General features: G+C 35.3%; 15 protein-coding genes, 1 riboswitch and 1 other annotated feature. Of the genes, 12 read left to right on the top strand and 3 right to left on the bottom strand.

Features of this window, described 5'->3' with window-relative positions; translation table 11 throughout:
* Positions 1-148: 148 nt before the first annotated feature.
* Entirely contained in the window at positions 149-1,072 is a 924-nt protein-coding gene (locus tag I6760_RS00225; protein WP_196592530.1) for a metal ABC transporter solute-binding protein, Zn/Mn family, read from the bottom strand.
* Between the two features lie 123 nt (positions 1,073-1,195).
* Here I6760_RS00225 and I6760_RS00220 point away from each other — a divergent pair, with 123 nt between their 5' ends.
* The 5 genes from I6760_RS00220 (at position 1,196) to I6760_RS00200 (ending at position 6,556) form a co-directional block, all read left to right on the top strand.
* Positions 1,196-1,876, top strand: a complete 681-nt coding sequence (locus I6760_RS00220) for a metal ABC transporter ATP-binding protein (RefSeq protein ID WP_196592529.1) — start codon at positions 1,196-1,198, stop codon at positions 1,874-1,876.
* Positions 1,863-2,663 carry a metal ABC transporter permease gene (locus I6760_RS00215; protein ID WP_196592528.1) on the top strand — a complete coding sequence of 267 codons (801 nt, stop codon included), beginning with the start codon at positions 1,863-1,865 and terminating at the stop codon, positions 2,661-2,663. The genes I6760_RS00220 and I6760_RS00215 overlap by 14 nt, the downstream gene beginning before the upstream one ends.
* Positions 2,664-2,698: 35 nt before the next feature.
* The gene (locus tag I6760_RS00210; RefSeq protein WP_196592527.1) at positions 2,699-3,127 is read left to right on the top strand and encodes a Fur family transcriptional regulator; all 429 of its coding nucleotides are present in this window, start codon (positions 2,699-2,701) and stop codon (positions 3,125-3,127) included.
* 88 nt (positions 3,128-3,215) lie between these two features.
* Positions 3,216-3,388, top strand: a riboswitch (M-box (ykoK) riboswitch).
* Positions 3,389-3,509: 121 nt separating this feature from the next.
* Positions 3,510-5,246: an ABC transporter permease gene (locus I6760_RS00205; protein ID WP_196592526.1), complete on the top strand. Its 1,737-nt coding sequence runs from the start codon at positions 3,510-3,512 to the stop codon at positions 5,244-5,246.
* 17 nt (positions 5,247-5,263) lie between these two features.
* Positions 5,264-6,556: an ABC transporter ATP-binding protein gene (locus tag I6760_RS00200; protein ID WP_196592525.1), complete on the top strand. Its 1,293-nt coding sequence runs from the start codon at positions 5,264-5,266 to the stop codon at positions 6,554-6,556.
* A gap of 71 nt (positions 6,557-6,627) precedes the next feature.
* On the opposite strand, the gene leuS is transcribed toward I6760_RS00200, so the two are convergent.
* Positions 6,628-9,096, bottom strand: coding sequence for a leucine--tRNA ligase (gene leuS, locus I6760_RS00195; protein WP_196592524.1), 2,469 nt, complete (start codon positions 9,094-9,096; stop codon positions 6,628-6,630).
* Between the two features lie 42 nt (positions 9,097-9,138).
* Positions 9,139-9,398: a binding site (T-box leader), on the bottom strand.
* A gap of 183 nt (positions 9,399-9,581) precedes the next feature.
* Here leuS and I6760_RS00190 point away from each other — a divergent pair.
* The 3 genes from I6760_RS00190 to I6760_RS00180 all read left to right on the top strand — a co-directional run bounded on the left by I6760_RS00190 (position 9,582) and on the right by I6760_RS00180 (position 15,045).
* A complete protein-coding gene (locus tag I6760_RS00190) occupies positions 9,582-12,998 on the top strand; it encodes a DNA polymerase III subunit alpha (RefSeq protein ID WP_196592523.1) in 3,417 nt (1,138 codons plus the stop codon).
* 100 nt (positions 12,999-13,098) lie between these two features.
* Positions 13,099-14,718, top strand: a complete 1,620-nt coding sequence (locus tag I6760_RS00185; protein ID WP_196592522.1) for an MBL fold metallo-hydrolase RNA specificity domain-containing protein — start codon at positions 13,099-13,101, stop codon at positions 14,716-14,718.
* An 18-nt stretch (positions 14,719-14,736) separates the two neighbouring features.
* Positions 14,737-15,045 (top strand): DUF1292 domain-containing protein, encoded by a 309-nt coding sequence (locus I6760_RS00180; protein ID WP_196592521.1) that lies wholly within the window; start codon positions 14,737-14,739, stop codon positions 15,043-15,045.
* A 7-nt stretch (positions 15,046-15,052) separates the two neighbouring features.
* Here the strand turns inward: I6760_RS00180 and I6760_RS00175 are convergent, their stop codons facing one another.
* Positions 15,053-16,294, bottom strand: a complete 1,242-nt coding sequence (locus tag I6760_RS00175) for a tRNA(Met) cytidine acetate ligase (RefSeq protein ID WP_196592520.1) — start codon at positions 16,292-16,294, stop codon at positions 15,053-15,055.
* A gap of 137 nt (positions 16,295-16,431) precedes the next feature.
* Between I6760_RS00175 and I6760_RS00170 the strand changes: the two genes are divergently transcribed.
* The 4 genes from I6760_RS00170 (at position 16,432) to I6760_RS00155 (ending at position 19,558) form a co-directional block, all read left to right on the top strand.
* Positions 16,432-16,935, top strand: coding sequence for a YceD family protein (locus tag I6760_RS00170; RefSeq protein WP_196592519.1), 504 nt, complete (start codon positions 16,432-16,434; stop codon positions 16,933-16,935).
* A 180-nt stretch (positions 16,936-17,115) separates the two neighbouring features.
* The gene (gene rpmF, locus I6760_RS00165; RefSeq protein ID WP_196592518.1) at positions 17,116-17,292 is read left to right on the top strand and encodes a 50S ribosomal protein L32; all 177 of its coding nucleotides are present in this window, start codon (positions 17,116-17,118) and stop codon (positions 17,290-17,292) included.
* Between the two features lie 255 nt (positions 17,293-17,547).
* Entirely contained in the window at positions 17,548-18,573 is a 1,026-nt protein-coding gene (gene plsX, locus I6760_RS00160) for a phosphate acyltransferase PlsX (protein WP_196592517.1), read from the top strand.
* Positions 18,557-19,558: a beta-ketoacyl-ACP synthase III gene (locus I6760_RS00155; protein ID WP_196592516.1), complete on the top strand. Its 1,002-nt coding sequence runs from the start codon at positions 18,557-18,559 to the stop codon at positions 19,556-19,558. The genes plsX and I6760_RS00155 overlap by 17 nt, the downstream gene beginning before the upstream one ends.

Raw genomic sequence — 19,558 nt, 5'->3', positions numbered from 1 at the left:
TACTACTATATATGATAATAAAACAAAAAAATAAAATTATCAAATATAATTTTATTTTTGTATAAAATATGGTGTCATCATGAAACTTAGAAATTTTGATGACACCACATTTATGTTTATATTATGAAAATTTTATTTTACAAGTAAGTTAATTCAAGCTTTTATATATTTGTTCCAAGTCATACCGCAGGGCGTCTATATAACTGAGTTTATCAGGAGAGCTTTCCAAGGTGTAGATTTTAACGGCCTTGGCATTAACTTCTTTGGCTAATGTTTCTGAGACTTTAGGGCTTACCATATCTTCAACAAATATTGTAGTGACTTGATTCTTTTTACAGTAATCAGTCAGTTCTTTTAATTTTTTAGCACTGGGTTCTCCTGAAAGAAGAGCATCAGATATACTTTTTTGTTCTAACCCAAAATCTTTTGCCAGATAACCGAAGGCAGCATGACCGGTAACAAAATCTTTTCTTTTGGAATCAGCAAATTTTTTACTGTATTCTTTTTTCAGAGATTCAAGTTCATTATAAAATGTTTGGTAATTTTTTTCATAATCTGCTTTGTTTTTAGGATCTGCTTTAACCAAGGCATCTTTTATATTTTTAGCTTCAAGCTCAGAACCATTAATACTTACCCAAAAATGTGGATCATCAACATTTTTTCCTTTATATTCAGGGGTATTAAGTAATAATGGTTTTCCCCCTTTTGAAGCTTCTACTAATACAAGATCCTTGTTATCCGATGCAGCATTAGTAACTTTATTCAGCCATGCATTTTCTAGTCCAAAACCATTGTAGATAAATAATTTTGCGTTGTGAAGTGCCATTAAATTTTTTACAGTTGGCTGGAAATTATGTGGTTCGCTGCCGTCAGGAATTACAGATTCAACAGTTATGTGATCTTTGCCAATAGCTTCAGTTAGTCCTTTCATAGCTTGAAAAGAAACGGCTACTTTCAATTTATTGGAATCAGGAGTAGCTGCTGATTCTGGTTTGGAATGATTTAAGGAACAACCGGATACCACAAAGAGAAATAATGCCGAAAGGGCAAAAATGAGTATCTTTTTTTTCATTATTGTGTTTCCACCTTTCAAATTATACATAATATCAGTTAATGCAAATAATTCGCATTTGCGTTAACACTAATATAAAGATATAATAATAAAAAAGAAATGTCAAGATTAATGGGGGATTTTATGTTAAAAATAGAACATTTATATTTTTCCTACAGCAATAAACCTAATTTATTAAATGACATAAATTTTACGCTGCAAACGGGAGAATATGTTTCAATATTAGGTGTAAATGGTTCAGGTAAAAGTACTTTAATACGTTTAATTTTAGGGCTGATAATACCTACATCAGGAATAATAAATAGTGATTTTAAAAATATTGCTTATGTACCGCAACGGTTTAATCAGTTGAATACGCATTTTCCCATAACAGTTCGGGAAGTTTTATACTGCTATAAGGCAGTAAAGAAAAAAAGAAATTATAAAAATATATCACAAGTTCTAAAATTACTTAATTTGGAAAATGAACAGGAAACTCTTATTGGGCAGCTTTCCGGTGGTCAATGCCAAAAACTGTTTATTGCCCGCGCTCTTTTAGGTAATCCTGATTTGTTGATTTTAGATGAACCATCGAATGGAATAGATAGTATAAGCCGCACAGAAATATATAATCTTTTAGCTGAACTAAACAATAAGCAAAAAATGACAATCATTTGTGTGGAACATAATTTGCGGGCAGCTGTGAAAAATTCTACTATAATATATCATATTGAAAAAGGGCGAGGACATTTATGCCTGCCTAAGCAGTATATAAAGGAAAATATAAAAAATAATTTAGGAGACATAACTGATGTTGACTTATAATTTTATGCAAAATGCGTTTCTTGTTTCAATTTTTATAGCGGTCCTGTGCCCGGTAATTGGGATGTTTCTTGTATTAAGACGATATTCGATGATGGGGGATACATTATCGCATGCTTCTTTAGCAGGAATTTCGGTAGGAATGTTATTCCAGCAAAATCCAGTGTTAAGTGCGTTTGTAGTTGTTTCTATTTTTAGTGTGATAATTGAGTGGCTGCGTAAGCATTTTAGAACTTATGCTGAATTAATCCTGGTGGTTATTTTATCTCTTTCGATCGGTATAGCAATTACTTTACTAAGTTCTGGTATGGTACATGCAAATATTGATTCATTGATGTTTGGCAGTGTTTTGACGGTTACGAAATCTGATTTTTATTGGGTACTGTTTTTTAGCATTATTTCCCTGTTTTTAGTTTATCGTTATTATTATGAGCTAATGTTTATTGTATTTGATGAAGAAGGCGCAACAGTAGCAGGTGTGGATGTAAAAGTAATAAACTATCTGTTTGCCATTTTGGTTGCGGCAACAATTTCTATCTCTATAAGGATCGTAGGTATCCTTGTAATTAGTTCATTGATAGCATTACCTATTGCCTCGGCATTGCAGCTAGAAGTCAGTTTTAAGAAAACCTTATTATATGGTATATTATTCAGCTATATAGATATATTTGCTGGGATAATTATATCTTACTGGATAAATGCAGCTCCAGGTGGAATAATAGCACTGAATTCTGTACTTTTACTATTGATAGTTTTATTTTATAAACATAAAATAAAGAAAAGAAGTTAATTATATTTTTGGTAGTGTGTTAAGGAAAGGTAGATATGGGCGATTATAAAGAATATCTTAATAAAAATGGGATGAAAAGTACAAAACAACGCAATTTACTGTTGACTATTTTAAAAAATAGTGAAAATCCTCAGACCGCAGAAAATATTTATCTACTAATGAAAAAAAACGATTCTTTAGTAAATTTATCCACAGTATATAGGATTCTGGAAAAGTTTACAGCAAAAGCAATTACGGTGAAAACATCATTTTTTAATGAAAAATCTGTCTATGGATTGAAACCTGTTGCACATCGGCATCAGTTAATATGCCTGCGCTGTAAGAAAGTTATTTTTTTAAAAAATTGTCCCTTATATGATTTTGAAAAAGAAGTAGAACAAGATACACAGTTTTCTGTAGTGAGCCATCGTTTGGAGTTATATGGATATTGCAGGGAATGTCAAAAAATCATAGCTGGTTCTTAAAGTTAATTTATGGTTAAATTTAATAATTGTTAAAATTTAGCTTGCATTTTATTTTTTCTGGTGGTAATATGAATCGACATCAAAAATTGCATAATTTTGTTAGGTGAGGTTCCTGCAATAAACACAGGCTATTGCCCGGAAACATCGAGAGATGCCAATGGGTAGGACAGGTATTATCGAAATAAGGTATTACCCAAGATAGCTGAGTAATTTATTTACTCTACGTTATGCAGTGCTAAAGCTCTTACGATTGAATTGAGGGATTACTGAACCTTTCTGCGCTTTTGTAGAAGGGTTTATTTTTTTGGGAGGTGAGTAAATATGGAGGATGGCGAGACCTGGACTAAAAATTTTATAATATTTTTCTGGGAGGAGTGTAAAAATGTTTACTCAAACCTTGGTAGAACGAAAATTTACTGCAATGGACATTGTAGTATTAGCTGTTGTCTTTATGATTTTTTATATTGTTTTAAAGTTAAGTATGGGGATGGATATCCCATTTTCCCTTGATACCGATATCTCCATAAGTCTATCACCTGAAATGCTTCCCTATTACGCGGGAAGATCATTGCTGCGAATGTTCATTGCGCTAGGTTTTTCTTTTTTATTTACATTTATTTATGGTTATATTGCAGCTAGAAGTAAATGGGCTGGTAAAATAATGATTCCTCTTTTAGATATTTTGCAGTCAATACCTGTTTTGGGTTTTTTGTCAGCGACAATAGTTGCCTTTATGACGATATTTCCCAATACTTTGTTAGGTGTGGAATGTGCTTCAATCTTTGCAATTTTTACTGGGCAGGCTTGGAATATGACTTTCAGCTTTTATCATTCGTTGACGACACTGCCTAAGGATTTAGAAGAAGCATCACAAATGCTTCATTTTAATAAATGGCAAAAATTTACCAAACTGGAATTACCTGTTAGTATGATAGGATTAATATGGAATGCGATGATGTCATTTGGCGGCGGTTGGTTTTTTTTGGCGGCCAGTGAAGCTATAAGTGTTCTGGGAAAAGATATTCATCTTCCCGGAATAGGCTCTTATTTGGCTGTGGCAGCAGCTTCAGGTAATATAAGAGCTATGGTATACGCAATGCTTACTATGCTTATAATGATTTTATTAGTGGATCAGGTTTTTTGGCGGCCGCTTGTTGTATGGGGACAGAGATTTAAATTAGAATCTTCAAAGGGAAATGAACAGCCGACATCATTTGTTTATAATCTGTTATATAGGTCATTTATAGTTTTCTGGATATATAGAAAAATTTTTATGCCTATAGGTCGGTTTATAAATAAAAAAATAGTAAAAACATCTGATCGAATAGAAAATAGCCTGGATATATATAAGAAAATAAAAGTTAGTGCTTTTTTCCAGGCAATAATAAAAATATTTATTTTAGCAGCATTTTTATATGAAATATATATACCTGTAAAAGATGCAGTATATATGCTGTATGAGATGGGTTTTGACCAATTATGGCATGTTTTTAACCTGGGATTGCTTACAGCTGCCCGTGTTTTTATGGCAATTTTACTGGGAGCTATTTGGACAATACCAGCAGGAGTAAAGATAGGCATGCAACCGAAGCTGTCACAAAAAATTCAGCCTTTAGTACAGGCGGCATCTTCTTTTCCAGCTAATATGCTGTTTCCTTTTATTACAATGCTTTTTATTCAATATGGCATAAATTTTCAATATGGGTCGATAGTGTTAATGATGCTGGGAACACAATGGTATATTTTGTTTAATGTTATCGCGGGAGCAGCCAGTATCCCTAATGATTTAGTAGAGGCTGCTGCTGTTTTGGGAATAAAAGGATGGAAAAAATGGAGGGTGCTCATACTGCCAGCCATTTTTCCCTATCTGGTGACAGGATTCATAACTGCCTCTGGTGGGGCATGGAATGCTAGTATTATTTCTGAAATAGTAAAATGGAAACAAATCGTTTTGACTGCTTCCGGTATAGGGGCATATATAAGCATGGCAACAACTCTTGGTGATTGGAGTAAAATTTTGCTGGGTATAATTGTAATGTGCATTATGGTTGTAGTAATAAATCGTTTTATTTGGCATAGATTATATTATATAGCGCAGACAAAGTATCATGTTGATTGAAAGAAGGATGGCAGATTATGAAAAATTTACTGGAATTAAAGTCAGTAGGTAAAAATTTCCCGATAAAAGGCAGTGACGATGCTGTAGTTTTGGAAAATATTAATCTTCAGGTAAAAGAAGGGGAATTTCTGGCTGTCTTAGGACCATCAGGTTCTGGGAAGTCAACATTGCTGCGCATAATTGCTGGACTGATTCCCAGTTCAAAAGGAACGGTATCATACCTTGGTAATGAAATTAATGGTGTGAATCCCGGAGTAGCAATGGTTTTTCAATCATTTGCGTTATTCCCGTGGTTGACTGTTTTAGAAAATGTGATGCTTGGTTTAGAAAAAAAAGATATTTCTTTAGAGTACAAGAAAGAAAAATCTATGCAGGTTCTTGATATTGTGGGACTGGATGGATTTGAGAATGCATATCCTAAGGAATTATCAGGTGGTATGCGCCAGCGTGTAGGTATTGGCAGAGCTTTAGTTAGTGAACCAGATATTTTGCTTATGGATGAAGCTTTTTCTGCACTTGATGTATTAACGGCAGAAAATTTAAGGCGTGATTTGTTGGAATTGTGGTTAGAAAAGAAAATACCTACAAAATCGATAGTTTTGATTACACATGGGATCGAAGAAGCTGTATATATGGCTGATAGGGCAATTATACTTTCTTCGGGACCAGCGACAATAATAAGAAATATTGATATAGCTCTGCCACGTTGGCGCGATAGAAAATCAATAGAATTTTTAAAGTATGTAGATGAAATTTATTCAATAATGACTAAAAAGAAAACAGTGATAGAAGAAACTGCACTTCAGGTTAAAAAGGACATGATTATTCCTCAGGTATCTGCTGGAGCACTTACTGGTTTTTTAGAGTTACTGGAAGATTTGAATGAAAAAGTAGATCTATATAAGCTTGCTAACCGTTTTGCTATAGATATGGAGGACTTTCTGCCACTTATAGATGCCTGTAGTCTGTTGCATTTTACTAAGGTCACTGAGGGTGATATTGAGCTTACAGCTTACGGTATAGAATTTGCACAGGCCACAGTTCTCGAGCGCAAAAATTTATTTAAGCGGCAGATTATGAAACATGTTCCCTTTGTAAAAAAAATGATAAGTATTCTGCAATCAAAGTCGAATCGACAAATGAATATAGATTTTTTTGAAGAATTATTGGTACAACCTTTAGGAGAAGAAGCGGCAAAAAAACAATTAGATTTACTTATTGGTTGGGAACGATATGCTGAGCTTATAGAATATGATGATAATAAAGAAATAATCTATTTGGAAAAATCCATGGAAGGGGTAACTATCTGAAAATCCCAAAAGGGGCTGTCGTACTTTTAATGTACGACAGCCCCTTTTGGGATTATTTTAGCAGAAATAAGTTATCTGATGACAATATTTACTATTTTTTTAGGCACATAAATAGTTTTTATTATATTTTTTCCTTGGATTAATTTCTGGATGCGGTTTAATGTTTGAGCCTGTTTTTTTATTTCATTTGGATCTGTTTGTGCCACAATGGTCATTTTATCGCGAACTTTGCCGTTTATCTGAACAACTATTTCCAATTCGTCGGCAGCAAGTGCTTTTTCATCATATTTAGGCCATATTGCTTTATGAATACTACCCGGGCGACCTATTCTCTGCCAAAGTTCTTCTGTGATATGCGGAGCAAAGGGAGCTAAAAGCAGTAATAAGGAGTTAATAGTTTCATTTATAAGACCCGGTTGTATTTTTTCTTCTCGTATGGAATAAAAGGCATTTACTAGTTCCATAATGGAACTTATAGCTGTATTGAAGTTGGAACGGACTGCAATGTCTTCAGTCACTTTTTTTATAGTTGTGTGGACAATACGGCGCAGGTCTTTTTCTTTATTATTTAAAATGGCAGTATTAATGGCAGGGTTATCTTTTACCATATTTTCATAATGGAGGACTATGCGCCAAATGCGATTTAAAAATCTCCACGCACCTTCAACACCTTGGTCACTCCATTCGAGATCACGTTCTGGCGGAGCAGCAAACAATATAAATAAGCGGGCGGTATCAGCGCCGTATTTACTGATTATTTCTTCTGGAGAAACAACATTGCCGAGCGATTTACTCATTTTAGAACCATCTTTTATAACCATACCTTGAGTTAAAAGGTTGGTAAAAGGTTCATCAAAGTTTACCAGCCCGGCATCTTTTAAAACTTTAGTAAAAAATCTGGAATAAAGAAGATGCAAAATGGCATGTTCTATGCCGCCAATATATTGATCTACAGGAAGCCACTTATTTACGATGTTTTTATCAAATGGAGCCGTAGTGTTTTTGGCATCGGCAAAGCGCATGTAGTACCAGGAGGAGCATATAAAAGTATCCATTGTATCTGTTTCTCGTTTTGCGGGTCCGCCGCATTTAGGACAAGTGCAGTTTACAAAATCACTGCTGTGGGCCAAAGGTGAAACGACACCAGGTTCAAATTTAACATCTTCTGGTAGCTTAACAGGAAGATCTTTTTCTGGCACAAGGACAGTACCGCATTTTTCGCAGTAAATCACAGGGATGGGGGCCCCCCAGTAACGCTGACGTGAGATAAGCCAGTCACGCAGGCGGTAATTGATACGACGTTTACCACATTTGTTTTTTTCCAGCCAGTCAATTATTGCCGGAATTGCCTGGCGGTTATTCATACCAGTAAATTCACCAGAGTTTATTAATATACCATCATCAGTATAAGCATCGCTCATTTTTTCAAGGCATAAAGATTTGTCTTCGTTAGTTATAACAATTTTTTTCTTAAGATTGTATTTACCGGCAAACATCCAGTCACGGCTGTCGTGTGCAGGAACACCCATAACAGCGCCTGTCCCATATTCAAATAATACATAATTGGCAATCCATATGGGAACTTTTTCACCATTAAAAGGATTGATGGCATATGCTCCGGTAAAAATACCCTCTTTTTCTAATTTATCCGAAGTCCGTTCCAATTCACTTTGATTATGGACATGTTCAATAAATTTATGTATTTGTTCTTTATTAATAGAATTTTTTATAAGTTTTTCTACTAAGGGATGTTCAACAGCTAAAACCATATAACTGATGCCGAAAGCAGTATCAGGTCTTGTTGTATAAACAGTAATATTTTCCTTGAAATTAGGAACAGTAAAAGTTATTTCTGCCCCCTCACTGCGTCCTATCCAGTTTTCCTGCATTGTTTTGACACGGGTCGGCCAATTGGGTAATTTTTTTAAGTCTTTTAATAAAACATCGGCATAATCAGTTATTTTTAAAAACCATTGTTCCAAGTCTTTTTTTATTACAGGAGAATCACATCGCCAGCAGCAGCCATCAATTACCTGTTCATTAGCTAAGACTGTTTTACAGGAATCGCACCAGTTAACGGTAGCTTTTTTCTTATAAGCAAGACCCTTTTTATAAAAAATTTCAAATAAATATTGAGTCCAGCGGTAATAATCAGGATTACAGGTCTGGACTAATCTGTTCCAGTCGTAAGACAGTCCTATCTGCTTTTGCTGGCGGATCATGTTATCCATATTAGAATATGTCCAGTCAGAAGGTTTAACACCATGCTTTATAGCTGCATTTTCTGCAGGCATGCCGAAGGCATCAAAGCCCATAGGATGTAGTACATTAAATCCCTGCATAGTTTTAAAACGAGCGATTACATCACCGATAGAATAGTTTCGCACATGTCCCATATGCAGATTGCCTGATGGATAAGGAAACATTTCCAAAACATAGTATTTTTCTCTGGTATCATCTTCATTAGTAGTATATACCCCATTACTTTCCCAGTTATCCTGCCATTTTTTTTCGATTTTACCTGGGCAATATTTATCCATTAAAAAAAGTCCTCCTTAAAAATAAAAAATCCCTGGCTTTAAGCCAAGGACGAAAATTTCGCGGTACCACCCTGATTGACAGTAAAACTGCCCTCTTAAAATATTAACGCTATTAACGCCGATCAACCTGTTGTTATATTGAGCAGGCTAAGGTTTTTTTAATATTAATAAAATATATTTAATATTAAATTCCTTATCGGAAGCTTCAGCAGTGAGTTCAAAAAAGACAAATACCAATTCACATCAGCCATTGGCTTTCTGAAAAATGCCTAAAATTTACTACTCTGCATCATAAGCTTTAACTTATCCAATTATAAAACTGTTTTTTATTATAATAGGTGTAATGTTGAAAGTCAAGACAGTCATTGTGAGCTAATATTGAAAAAATAAATAATAAAGTTTTTCAATGATGTTTCCACTTCATTTTTGTATATGATAAAATGGTATTATTAAATATATAATATTTTTAAGAAGGAAATCTTTATATGCAGGAAATAAAAAATCAGGAACAGTTTGTTCATTTACATGTTCATACTGAATATAGTCTGCTTGATGGGGCAGCCAGAGTAAAAAAATTAGTTGCAGCTGCTAAGGATATGGGTATGCCAGCGATTGCCATAACAGATCATGGTAATATGTACGGAGCAGTGGAGTTTTATAAAGAAGCAAAAAAAGCAGGGATAAAACCTGTTATAGGGTGTGAAGTTTATGTAGCGCCACGGGACAGACATGAAGCATTTGAGGTAGATGGAGTGAGGTATTATCATCTTATCCTGTTAGCAGAAAATTCAACTGGCTATAGAAATTTGGTAAAACTTGTTTCATTGGCAAATATTGAAGGAATGTATTATAAGCCACGTATTGATAAGGAGCTTTTACATAAGTATCATGAGGGAATAATTGCACTCAGCGCCTGTATAGCCGGAGAGCTGCCTCATGCGATTTTATATAAAGATATTGCCGAAGCAGAGAAAATACTGCAGGAATATGTAGCTATTTTTGGCAAAGACAATTTCTTTTTGGAAATGCAGAATCATGGGCTGCCGGAGGAAGCAAAAGTAAATGATAATTTAGTAAATTTGGCAAAAAAATATGATTTGGGATTAGTTGCCACAAATGACATCCATTATTTAAATAAAACGGATAGTGAATTCCATGATGTATTATTATGTATACAAACTGGTAAGACACTCAATGATGCTGATAGAATGAAATTTTCCAGTGATGAATATTATCTTAAAACGCCGAAAGAAATGAAAATGCTGTTTTCTGCGACGCCGGAAGCTATAAGTAATTCTCTGAAAATTGCTGAAAGATGTAATGTTGATTTTGAATTTGGTCATTTGCATTTACCATATTTCCCTTTACCAGAAGGCATTACGGATAAGGAATATTTAAGAAAATTATGTGAAGAAAATTTACCTAAAAGATATCAAGTTGTTACTAAATCAGTACGGGATCGACTGGAATATGAGTTGGGAATAATAAATAAAATGGGATATGACAGTTATTTTCTGATTGTATGGGATTTTATTAATTTTGCTCGCAATAATAATATAGTAGTTGGTCCGGGACGAGGCTCTGCTGCTGGGAGTATCGTAGCATTTCTGCTGAGGATAACTGATATAGATCCATTAAAATATGATCTGCTTTTTGAACGTTTTTTAAATCCAGAACGTGTTACAATGCCTGATATTGATATTGATTTTTGCTATATAAGGCGGGAGGAAGTAATTGAATATGTAAAAAGACGTTATGGCAATGATCATGTAGGACAGATAATAACCTTTGGAACAATGGCTGCCCGTGGAGCGATAAGAGATGTCGGGCGTGTTATGGATATTCCCTATAATGAAGTCGACAAAGTGGCCAAAATGGTACCAACGGAATTAGGGATGACTTTGGATAAAGCATTGAAAGAATCTAAAGAATTCCGTAAAGTATACGATACTGATGCAACTATGCACCGAATGGTTGATTTTGCCAGGGATATCGAAGGAATGCCTCGCCATTCCTCTACACATGCGGCTGGAATAGTTATTGCTCGGCAGCCGTTGACAGATTATCTACCTGTTCAGATGTCAGAAGGAACTTTAGTAACACAGTATGATAAGGACTATGTTGAAGAGTTAGGTCTGCTGAAAATGGATTTTCTGGGATTACGGACACTGACTGTTATAAGCGATGCTATAAAAAATGTAGAAGATAATACTGGAAAGAAAATAGATATAAGTCATATTCCACTGGACGATGAAGAAACAGCAAAAATGCTTTGCCGGGGAGATACCTGTGGTGTTTTCCAGATGGAATCATCAGGCATGACAACTTTAGTAAAGGATCTTCAGCCCCAGAATTTTTCTGATTTAATACCACTTGTAGCTTTATATCGTCCAGGTCCTCTAGGAAGCGGCATGGTTACGGATTTTATAAATGGTCGCCATGGTAAGAAAAAGGTAAAATATATGCATCCTTTATTAGAACCAATTTTAAAAGAAACCTTTGGTGTTGTTTTATATCAGGAACAGGTAATGCAGATTGTTCAGGTGCTGGCAGGTTTTACTCTGGGGCAAGCGGATATTTTACGCCGGGCAATGGGAAAAAAGAAACACGCGGTGTTGATTGCCCAAAAGGAAAATTTTTTAGCCGGAACTAAAAAAAATGGCATAGATAAGCAGCTGGCAGAAAAGATTTTTGATCTGCTGATCAATTTTGCCGATTACGGGTTTAATAAATCACATAGTGCGGCTTATGCGCTTGTAGCATATCAGACAGCATATTTAAAGGCACATTATCCACATGAATACATGGCAGCTATGTTGACAAGTTTTATGACCAATGCTGATAAAATAAAAACTTATATTGAACATTGTCAGCACATGGGTATAAAAATTTTACCACCCGATATAAATTTAAGTGGAGCAGCGTTTACAGCAGACCCAGAAAAAGGTGGCATAAGATTTGGCTTGGCAGCTATAAAAAATGTCGGGGAAAGTGCGATGAAAACTATAATCGAGGTAAGACAACAGGATGGCCCGTTCAAATCATTAGTCGATTTTTGCAGCAGAGTAGATAGTAAAATTGTTACTAAGCGGGTATTAGAATATTTAATACGTTCAGGAGCTTTTGATTCATTTGGCAATAAAAGGTCACAGTTGCTGGCTGTATCAGAGCAAGTTATAGAAACCGCTTTAATAAAACAAAAGGACATCAACAGTGGTCAGATGTCTTTGTTTGGGGAAGAATCTATTGAACAGGAAACAATAAAACTGCCAGATATACCAGAACTTTCTACGATGGAAAGACTTAATTCAGAAAAAGAAATTACTGGTTTTTATATAACAGGGCACCCGCTCGATATATATAGAGATAAATTAAAGCATATCAAATCACTTTCCCAGCTCACGGAAGAAAAACTCAAAGATAGTTCATATGTAAAAACAGCGGGAGTTATTACTGGATTAAAGAAGATGAATACACGTAAGGGTGACACTATGTGTGTACTTCAGATGGAAGATTTCACTCAGACTGTTGAAGTAGTTGCTTTTCCTAATATTTTTTATGAAGCTGTTAATGTTTTAGTACCAGAATCTGCTATAGTAGTTTCTGGAAAAATAAATCTTTTGGATAATGGTTTTAAAATAATTGCCAGACAAATAAAATCTCTAGCAGATTATAGGGAAACATATTGGATACAAATAAATGCTATGCAGGAAAAACCAGAGTCTTTAAAGAAGTTAAAGAGTATATTAAAAAAATATCATGGTGATCATATAGTTTGTTTTTATTTTATTGCTGGTAACAAAAAAATAAAGGCACAGGAGCAATATTGGATAGATGGTAGTGAGGCAGCGCTGGATAGTATAGCAGCGTTGCTGGGGGAAAATTCGATAAAGATTACCTGAAAGGATTAATATACAGTCTGTTTCGCATGGCGGTAATTGTATATTATTTTTTATCATCGCAGGCGAAATTAAAGATATATTATTATTAGGGGGTATCATTATGAACTTGCAATTTTTAGGAGCTGCACACACTGTTACTGGTTCATGCTTTCTACTGGAAGTCAATGAGAAAAACATACTCATTGATTGTGGAATGTTTCAAGGTGGCAGGCAGTTACGGGAACGTAATTACGAGCCCTTCCGTTTCTCACCGCAGGAAATTGATTCGGTACTTTTAACACATGCCCATATTGATCATTGTGGTCTTATCCCTAAACTTTGCCGGGAAGGATTTAAAGGCAAAATTTATGCCACGAAAGCTACCTGTGATTTAGCGAAAATAATGCTTCCTGATAGTGCCCACATTCAGGAAAGTGATGCTGAGATCATGAATCGTAAGGGTCTGCGTGTAGGAAGAATACCAATTGCCCCGTTATATACGATAGCTGATGCTGAAAAATCATTATTACAATTTAAAGCAATTGAGTATGATAAAAAAATTGAAATAAATGATAATATATCTGCTGTTTTTTTAGATGCAGGACATATATTGGGCTCAGCAATAATTGAAGTCTATGTGAGAGAAAATAATGAGAAACCAGTAAAATTCGTTTTTTCAGGAGATATAGGACAGCCGGGACAGCCTATTATAAAAGATCCCTCTTATGTTGACAACACAGATTATTTGATAATTGAATCAACATATGGAGATAGATTACATGAAATATATGATAAAGAATCGGCTTTAGCAGAAATAATAAATGATACCATAGAACGTGGAGGTAATCTTATTATTCCTGCGTTTGCGGTTGGTCGCACCCAAAAGCTGTTATACTATATATATAGGTTATGGAAACAAAAGCGTATAGATGATATTCCTATAGTAATAGACAGTCCACTGGCTGTTGCGGCAACAGAAGTTTTTGCGGCTAATATGAAAAACTTTGATAAACAGACGATAGAAATGCTCAAACGTAGCGGTAAGTTGTCAGAAATGCCACAGCTTAAAATGTGCCGGACAGCTCAGGAATCAAAAGCTTTAAACAGTAGTGAGGGATCGGCGATAATTATTTCTGCAAGTGGCATGTGTGATGCAGGACGTATTCTGCATCATTTAAAACATAATCTTTGGCGGCCAGAATCAACAATATTATTCGTGGGGTATCAGGCTGAAGGAGCATTGGGCAGAAGACTTGTAGATGGAATTAAGCGGGTAAAGATTTTAGGAGAAGAAGTAGCTGTACGGGCTAGAATTTTTCAGTTGGATGGTTTTTCGGCCCATGGTGATTATAAGCAAATACTGGATTGGGTGAGTCATATTCATATGAATGAACCTCAACAGATATTTTTAGTACATGGTGAACCGCTGGGAATACAATCTCTGCAAGAAAAAATTAAGAAAGAATATAAGAAATATAACATATATGCGCCATTTTATGCGGATACAGCACATATAGAAAATACTAAATGTACTATTATATCGACTGATATACCAGAAGTAGCTGTAGAAAAAGAAATGGAAGAATTCTTACAGTTGATTGATTCTGAATATCGGCAATGGCGCAAAAAACTGTTGGCAGCAGTTATTCGTAATCCGCAGATCATGGAAAGTTCGATGCGTCAGGCGCAAAAAGGCTGGCGGTATGTAAAACGCATATTTAAGGATTTCGGAATAAATTAATAATAAGGAGCATCAAAAATGGAAGATGATTTCAAAATAGAACAAAATAATAATGATGAGGGAAATATCATTGAAATGACTGATGAGGAAGGAAATAAGCATTATTTTTATGAAGAGATGCAGTTTTCCGCCGGAAATAATAGATATGCCCTGTTGAGTGTTTTGGATGAAGAAAGAGAGGCTCCTGAGGGATTGGAGGAGAATGATAATACTATTGCGAAAGTAATTATTAATGATGCGGGAGAAGAAGAATACTATTCTCCAAAAGATGATGAATTTGATATGGCAGTGAGTGCATATGAAGCATTAATGCAGGAAAATGATTGATAAAATTTTAAGAAATGTATATAGGTGAAGTATAAAAGTCCCTACCGCCATTTTGGATGTTTTGAAAACACAATCCATATAAATCAGTGGCTGCTATGTCATATGAAAGCATTTGCTGTAAATCAGTTTCAGGAGATTGCCACAAGCACTTCTGTGATAAAAAATGGGTGGTCTTTAATACGACGGGAATTGTTGCCTGGCTGTTTATTTTTCGTAGTATTTTCCTACCATTTTTGTTGAAAGCAAGCACACGAGCATAGCAGGGACCTATCTTGTCAAAATAGGATAAAACAGTTGTATTCATATGCATAAGAATATAAAGCAAACTTCTACTCAAACGGCTGTGATGATAGTGTTTGCTTTTTAAACTGGACATTATATCATCAATGCTTTTACCAGAAACAGCACTGTGAAGCAGCTTATATTCCAAACCGTTGGTTACCCCTGGATAGTCAGTGAGAGTTTTGATGTTACTAAGACGTAGTTTGGCAAGTAATACACGTGACAATCTATTCAGTCGGGCTATATCATTGGAGGACTTTAAGATCTTTATCATATAATCATAGCAGATTTCAGGGACAGATTGTTTGACTTCCATATGTTTTTCAAAATGATTGAGGAGAATATTTCTGATAGCTGTAGCACTAGAAATTTCTCCGTTTAACTTTGTATCATTATGATGCGCTGTTTTTCTTTTTATAGCGATGGGAGTAAAAGTGGTTTCTAACTGATGCATTGCTCTTAAATATTCTACAGCTAAGATTATATTGGGTTCCTTTAATAATGTAGCGGCCTGGGGGATATACTGGCTTATAATTTCTGCTATAGCTGCTGCATAAGGAAGTCCTTTTTTTAATTTTGGTGGCAGCAAAGTATGAAGTAGCAAAGGAGTGTCTAGAAGAGCCGCAATTTTGTTTAAAATAGTGATATCGGCGTTTTCACTGCCAAAACATATATTATCTATGCAATTTAGTTTTTGGAATAAATTTACTGCCCCATGGCCAAAAGCTTCAGCACTTCTTATGACAAAGACAGACGGAAGTTCTATTACCAGATCAGCACCTCCTAATACAGCCATTTTAGCTCTATGCCATTTATCGAAGAGAGCAGCTTCTCCACGTTGAGTAAAATTTCCACTCATAGCTACAACAAATACACTATTAGGCTGTTGTTTGCGCATAGTATCAAGTAAATATTTATGTCCATTGTGAAAAGGGTTAAATTCTGCAATAATGCCACATATTTTCATGAAAAATCCTTTCTAAATATACTATAATAACTTTATTATTATAGTATATTTAAATAAAAAAATCTTAAAAAAGTTTTTTTAAAACTAATTTGACAAAATATATAGTGCCAGCTATAATAAATTGAGGTCGTTATCATATGATGAGAATAAAGTTATCTGATGTAAACAATACCAGTGGCAGGAGATACGAATTTGCTTTTGATATACCTGCTGGCAAATTTGATTTTCCTACTAATAATTATCGTATTGACGGCATGATAAAAGTAGGCGGTATAGCTGAAAACACAGGTGCCGGATATCATTTACAAGGCAGTGTAAAATGCCGAAGGCATTTTGTATGTGATCGCTGCTTAGAAGAGGTTACAGAAAATCAAGTTCACAATTTTGATGAGATTTATGCTAAAAAGTCGATTGAAAATCAAAAAGATGTGAATATCTTCAGCGGAGATTTTATTGATATCACTGATTTAATACATGATATTGTAATTGTTGGTCAACCAATAATTAATTTGTGTAGACCGGATTGCAAGGGTTTGTGTCCCAAGTGTGGTACAAATTTAAATAAACATAGATGTTCTTGTGATAACACAGTGATAGATCCTCGTTTGATGGTATTAAAAAAACTGCTAGAAAAAGATTAGTTTGACTAATGTGATGGGTTTCCTTATTGTAAAGTATGATGATAAATAATCATCGCAGCTTAAAATAGCAGTTCATAGAGGGAAAGTACAGTAGTAACTGTAAAAGGTGCTTTTCTTTTTGCTGTTATTAAGTATTTAGGGTGCATGCGTCACTATTGGTTTTTTAAGGAGGTGTTTTTGATGGCAGTACCAAAGCGTAAAATGTCTAAAGCTCGCCGTGATAAGCGCCGTGCTAATTGGAAATTAGAAACTCCGGGCTATGTATCATGTCCACAATGTCATGAACCTAAAATGCCGCATCATGTTTGCACAGAATGTGGATATTATGATGGTAAGGAAGTAATTTCTGCGGAATAATAATTTTAATGAGCAAGGTATAATTGTCTATATCTTGCTCATTATTTTTTATGCATAATTTAGTAAAATTCATAAATGCTATTTATTAAAACAATACTAAGATGTTATATCTATAAAAAACATAATGATGTTTTTTATATTATGTCTAAATTATAGCTTTCTACTTGATATTTTATATTAAAGCCAGTATAATAACAAAACGATGATTTAAAGTTTCTAAATATCATATTTTGACAGGCAATAGGGAGGCTGGACATGAAGATAGCGCTAGATGCAATGGGTGGAGATTATGCTCCTGAACAAATAGTCGCTGGCGCGATTGATGCTGCCCGAAATTTTGATTGCGAAATAGTACTTGTCGGTAATCAGGCAAGCATATATAATGAATTAAATAAAGTTGCTGACTGGAATAAATTACGAATTTCTGTACATCATGCAACTGAAGTCATAGAGATGGGTGAGCATCCTGTTGCTGCTGTACGCAAAAAGAAGGACTCTTCGTTAGTAGTTGCAGCGCAACTCGTTAAAAATGGTGATTGTGATGCAGTTATTTCAGCAGGAAGTACAGGTGCTGCAGTTACATCGGCACTGTTTACCTTAGGACGTATACCGGGGATCGACAGGCCGACAATAGCTACTCCTATCCCCACCGGACATGGCGTTACCCTGCTTATGGATTCTGGGGCTAATGTAGATAGTAAACCAAAGCATCTTTTGCAAAGTGCGATTATGGGTTCAGTATATAGTGAATGTGTTTTTGGGACTAAGAATCCGCGTGTTGGACTTTTAAACATTGGTGAAGAAGCAACAAAAGGTAATGAACAGGTTCTTAATACATATCCATTATTGGAAAACATGAGTACTATCAACTTTAAGGGAAATGCTGAAGGACGCGATATTACAAATGGTAATTTCGATGTTGTTGTTTGTGATGGATTCGTTGGCAATATTGTATTGAAGTTTGCTGAGGGATTAGCAAAAACATTGATGAAACTCATGCGGGAAACTATAATTAAGAGTGGCATGATGGCAAAGTTGGGAGCACTATTATTATCTCCGGCATTAAAGAAATTTGCCCAAAAAATTGATTATGCCGAGTATGGTGGTGCACCTTTACTAGGTGTTAATGGATGTTATATAATAGCACATGGAAGTTCAAATAAAAAAGCAATCAAAAGCGCTATTGGTGTGGCTTGTGAATATATAAAACAGGATGTTGTGAGTCGCATACGGGAAAATATACAGAAAGAGGAGATGCTGGCTAATGACAGAGAAAAATAGCGCCGGTATACTTGGCACAGGTTTTTGTGTACCAGAAAAAAAATTAACTAATTTTGATCTGGAAAAAATGGTCAATACTAGTGATGACTGGATAGTAGAGCGAACTGGAATACATGAACGGCGTATAGTATCTAGGGACATAGCTACCTCGCATTTGGCTTTTAAAGCAGCTCAAATGGCATTGGAAGATGCAAATATCCAGCCTGAAGAACTGGATTTGATAATAGTAGCGACGATCACGCCTGATAGAGTAGTACCTTCTGTGGCTTGTGTGCTACAAGACAGACTGGGGGCTAGAAATGCCGCAGCATTTGATTTGACGGCAGCTTGTTCTGGATTTATATATGCATCTTCAGTAGCAGCACAATTTATTGAAACAGGTGTATATAAAAAAGTACTGGTAATTGGAGCGGAGGCTTTATCAAAATTTGTTGATTGGCAAGATCGTAACACCTGTGTCATATTTGCTGATGGGGCAGGAGCAGCTGTTTATGGCCAAGTGGAAAAAGGTTATGGAATGCTTTCCTTTGAACTTGGAGCTGATGGTTCCGGCAGTGAGTATATAAATATACCAGCAGGAGGCAGCCTGAATCCTGCGTCAGAAGAAACTGTAAAGGAAAGAATGCATTATTTGCATATGAATGGTAAAGAAGTTTATCGCTTTTCTGTTAAAGTCATGGGAGAAACTATATTAAGATCGTTAAAGAAAGCAGATATGGAAAAAGAGGATATAGATTGGCTGGTGCCGCATCAGGCAAATATCCGAATAATAAAAACTGGTGCTAAACGTCTACGCTTACCCATGAATAAAGTTATTGTAAATATAGATAAATATGGCAATACATCTGCGGCATCTATTCCCATTGCCTTAGCTGAAGCGGCTCATAATAAGAAATTCAAAAAAGGGGATATACTAGCTTTTTCTGGATTTGGTGCAGGGCTAACGTGGGCGTCCTGTATTCTTAAGTGGGCTAGGGAGGAATAA

This window comes from Pectinatus sottacetonis (genome assembly GCF_015732155.1).
GTDB classification, from domain to species: Bacteria; Bacillota; Negativicutes; order Selenomonadales; family Selenomonadaceae; genus Pectinatus; species Pectinatus sottacetonis.
The sequence above is the reverse complement of the archived record's forward strand: the minus strand, read 5'-3'. Positions and strand labels throughout refer to the sequence as shown.

What these genes read in the sequence shown, in the direction of transcription:
- I6760_RS00215 (WP_196592528.1), top strand. Translation starts at nt 1,863, where the DNA reads ATGTTGACTTATAATTTTATGCAAAATGCGTTTCTTGTTTCAATTTTT.
- I6760_RS00175 (WP_196592520.1), bottom strand. Translation starts at nt 16,294, where the DNA reads ATGAAAATATGTGGCATTATTGCAGAATTTAACCCTTTTCACAATGGA.
- I6760_RS00220 (WP_196592529.1), top strand. Translation starts at nt 1,196, where the DNA reads ATGTTAAAAATAGAACATTTATATTTTTCCTACAGCAATAAACCTAAT.
- I6760_RS00190 (WP_196592523.1), top strand. Translation starts at nt 9,582, where the DNA reads ATGCAGGAAATAAAAAATCAGGAACAGTTTGTTCATTTACATGTTCAT.
- I6760_RS00155 (WP_196592516.1), top strand. Translation starts at nt 18,557, where the DNA reads ATGACAGAGAAAAATAGCGCCGGTATACTTGGCACAGGTTTTTGTGTA.
- I6760_RS00200 (WP_196592525.1), top strand. Translation starts at nt 5,264, where the DNA reads ATGAAAAATTTACTGGAATTAAAGTCAGTAGGTAAAAATTTCCCGATA.
- I6760_RS00205 (WP_196592526.1), top strand. Translation starts at nt 3,510, where the DNA reads ATGTTTACTCAAACCTTGGTAGAACGAAAATTTACTGCAATGGACATT.
- leuS (WP_196592524.1), bottom strand. Translation starts at nt 9,096, where the DNA reads ATGGATAAATATTGCCCAGGTAAAATCGAAAAAAAATGGCAGGATAAC.
- I6760_RS00210 (WP_196592527.1), top strand. Translation starts at nt 2,699, where the DNA reads ATGGGCGATTATAAAGAATATCTTAATAAAAATGGGATGAAAAGTACA.
- I6760_RS00225 (WP_196592530.1), bottom strand. Translation starts at nt 1,072, where the DNA reads ATGAAAAAAAAGATACTCATTTTTGCCCTTTCGGCATTATTTCTCTTT.
- plsX (WP_196592517.1), top strand. Translation starts at nt 17,548, where the DNA reads ATGAAGATAGCGCTAGATGCAATGGGTGGAGATTATGCTCCTGAACAA.
- I6760_RS00180 (WP_196592521.1), top strand. Translation starts at nt 14,737, where the DNA reads ATGGAAGATGATTTCAAAATAGAACAAAATAATAATGATGAGGGAAAT.
- I6760_RS00170 (WP_196592519.1), top strand. Translation starts at nt 16,432, where the DNA reads ATGATGAGAATAAAGTTATCTGATGTAAACAATACCAGTGGCAGGAGA.
- rpmF (WP_196592518.1), top strand. Translation starts at nt 17,116, where the DNA reads ATGGCAGTACCAAAGCGTAAAATGTCTAAAGCTCGCCGTGATAAGCGC.
- I6760_RS00185 (WP_196592522.1), top strand. Translation starts at nt 13,099, where the DNA reads ATGAACTTGCAATTTTTAGGAGCTGCACACACTGTTACTGGTTCATGC.